This window comes from Nocardia sp. NPDC060220 (assembly GCF_042727815.1).
GTDB lineage: Bacteria > Actinomycetota > Actinomycetes > Mycobacteriales > Mycobacteriaceae > Nocardia.
Window position 1 is genome coordinate 1 of sequence record NZ_JBHWZY010000839.1, and the last position, 2,971, is coordinate 2,971.

The window sequence follows — 2,971 nt, forward strand, 5'->3', positions numbered from 1 at the left end:
CGCCGGTGTGCTCGCCACCCTGGCATCGCTGCTCGACCGCTCGGTGATCGCCGCCGACGTCACCTCCGAGGGGACACGCTATCGGCTGCTCGAGACCATCCGCCGCTACTGCCGCGACACCGACCCTGACCCACCTGCCACCCGCGCCGCACACGCCGCCTGGGCCCGCGGATTCGTCGCCGACCAGGCCGCGCTGCTGACCGGGCACCGCGCCGGCGCGGCCTATCGTTCGCTCGCCGCCGAACTGCCCAATATCCGCGCCGGAATCGACTACGACCTCGCACACCATCCGGTGCATGCGCTCCGAAGCGCGGCGGCGCTGCAATTCGCATGGCCGGTCCTCGGCGTGCTGGTCGACGGCCGCGACGTCATCCGGACCGCGCTCGACACCGCCGCCGACGCCGGCACCGAGGATCGCGCGCGCGGACTGCTGGCCTTGTCGATTGTGTCGTTCCATGCTGGTGACGCCCGCGAGGCGCTGGGGCGGGCGGAGGCAGCCATGGAACTACTCGCCGACCCCGAGCCCGACCGAGACCTGTGGCTGCACGCGCTGATGTTCCGTGCCCTCGCCCTCACCGCGCTCGGCGATCGGGCGTCGACCCGGAGCGCGATCGACCGGCTGATCGCCGAAGTCGACCGGCTCCCGACAGCGGACTGGATCCGTGGCTGCGCACAGTTCGGGCAGGGCATCGCACTGCTGCTGGAGGGCAATCTCGCCGACGCGATCGGCTGGTTGGCCTCGGCGCGGGAACTCAGCGCCGAATGCGGTCACCTGTGGTGCCAAGGCATGGCCGACGTGGTGCTCGCCTGTTCGTTGCTCACTCCGGCCGCGGACGCCGACACGGCCGTGTCGGCCCTCACCGCCATCGACCGCGCGCTGCGCGCGTTCGGCGAGCAATCGAATATTTCCGACGCGCTGGGTGCGGTCTACATTGCCGCCTACGCGCTGATGGCGCTGTCGTCGCCCGAGTCCGCTGTCGGGCTGCGGGCGGCAGCGATTCAGCATTCCGAGCGGATCGGGGCTGATCCGCGGCGCTACACACAATTCGCCCACCCAGTAGTGCTGGATCGGATGGAACGGCTGCTGCCCGCCGGTGAACAACGCGCGGCCGAGCAGCTGGGCAGGCAGATGAGCTGGACGGCCATGGTCGCTCTGGTCCGTGACTCGGTCGAGGGCCTCTCAGCAGACTGAGAGGCCGATGTTCGGCGGCTTCGTCGGTGCGCGAGTCTCGGCGGTCGTTGTAGCGGTATTGAAACACCTGCGCGCGATCGTTGCGGCGAGCCGGCACACACCGGCGTTCGTGCCAAGCACTCACCGCTACGTCTGCGAGGACAGTCCTATGTCACACCCCACTCTCGACATCATCGCGGAGGTCTATCGGGCCTTCGACAGCCGCGACTTCGGCATGATCGAACGCCTTTTCGACCCCGACATCGACATCGACCAGGCCGCCGATTTGCCCTGGGGCGGCCGCCATCACGGGCATGCGGGCGCGGTCGGCTTCTTCACCACGCTGCTCGCGCACATCGACAGCAAAGCGATCTCCGAGCACATGTTCGCCGCAGGCGAGGACGTGGTGCAGGTCGGCCGCACGGTCGGGACGACCATCCCCGGTGGCGTCGAATTCGACCTTCCCGAGGTGCACATCTGGCACCTGCGTCAGGGGCGGATCGTCGGCTTCGACGCCTATATCGACACCCCGGCCATGCTGGCCGCCCTACGGCAGGCGCAGACACGATGACCGGCTTCGACCTGGCTGCGGAAACGACAGTCGAACGGGCGGCCTCTAACGTGTGGGCGCTACTGGCCGACTACGCCACCGACACGGCATGGCGCACCGGCGTCGTCGCCATGTCCGCCTCCCCGCCCGGGCCTGCCACTCCCGGCGCTCGCACCGTCGAACAGCTCCGGTTCGCGGGCCGGACCTGGCACAACAATGGTCAAGTCGTCACTGTCGAACCAGGCACCCGCATCACCTGGCGCACGCTCACCGGGGCCGACGCCGAAGGCTCTCGCACCGTAACCCCGCTGACCCGAGACCGATGCCGCGTCCGCCTCGAGCTGCGCGTCGTTCCGCACGGCATACAACGGCCGTTCGGGTGGCTGCTGGCTCGCATGCTGCAACGCAACCTGGATCGAGATATCGCAGCACTGCGCAACCTGGCCGAATCGACGTCCGACAGTGAACGAAACGTGCGGTGATGCCACGCACTTCACACCGCCGATGATTCGAGGAGTCGAAAGGCCGTTGTCCGCCAACGAAATTGCCGTGGTCGAAGGGTTCTACTCGGCCCTGGCCCGACACGACATGGACCGGGTCAGGGCGCTGATCGCACCGGAGTTCGTGTTGGACTACCCGGTCAGGTCGTTGCCGTGGCGTGGACAATACGACGGTCCGGACGGCTTCTTCGAGTTCTTCGGACTTCGGCACACTCGACTCGACACCCACCTGACTATCGAGCGAACCTTCCAGGCGGGCAACCGAATCGTCGTGATCGCATGGTTCGAAGGGACAGTCCGCGGAACCAGGACGATCATCCACGGTCACGAGGTCGCCCTCCTGGAAGTGCATGACCACAGAATCGCCCGATTTTCCCTCTTCGAAGAAACGGCAGCCATTCTCGCCGCACTCGAGCAAACTCGATAACCGGGTGCGCTCGGCGCTGCCGAGATGTGCCTGTACCGGGGGGTCTGCACCTTGGTCAGCTTCTTGGGGCGGTCGCCTTTGCAGGATTCGCCGCGCACGGTGACCACGGCCGTGTCCTGCCCAAGGAATCGGATGTCGTGCTGTTTACCGCGCGGGTGTCGCTGTAGTCACCCGGAGACGGTGATCTGCGAGCGAAGGGATTCGATCATGGGCTCGTTGCCGGAGCGGGCTCGATACTGCGCCGCTTCACCAGCAGCACGATCGCCAGCACCGGGTAGAGCAGGATCGGTAGCAGGGTGCCGAGATAGAAGGTCTGATCGATC

At 67.1% G+C, this 2,971-nt stretch carries 4 protein-coding genes; all 4 read left to right on the forward strand.

Annotated elements, in window-relative coordinates:
• A partial coding sequence (locus ACFWF3_RS30490) for a hypothetical protein (RefSeq protein ID WP_379317138.1) occupies positions 1 to 1,192 on the forward strand: 1,192 nt, incomplete at its 5' end.
• A gap of 148 nt (positions 1,193 to 1,340) precedes the next feature.
• Positions 1,341 to 1,742: a nuclear transport factor 2 family protein gene (locus tag ACFWF3_RS30495; RefSeq protein WP_379317140.1), complete on the forward strand. Its 402-nt coding sequence runs from the start codon at positions 1,341 to 1,343 to the stop codon at positions 1,740 to 1,742.
• A complete protein-coding gene (locus ACFWF3_RS30500; protein ID WP_379317142.1) occupies positions 1,739 to 2,203 on the forward strand; it encodes an SRPBCC family protein in 465 nt (154 codons plus the stop codon). Before ACFWF3_RS30495 ends, ACFWF3_RS30500 begins: the two co-directional genes overlap by 4 nt.
• Positions 2,204 to 2,249: 46 nt before the next feature.
• Positions 2,250 to 2,648, forward strand: a complete 399-nt coding sequence (locus ACFWF3_RS30505) for a nuclear transport factor 2 family protein (RefSeq protein ID WP_378987494.1) — start codon at positions 2,250 to 2,252, stop codon at positions 2,646 to 2,648.
• The last annotated feature ends 323 nt before the right edge of the window (positions 2,649 to 2,971 follow it).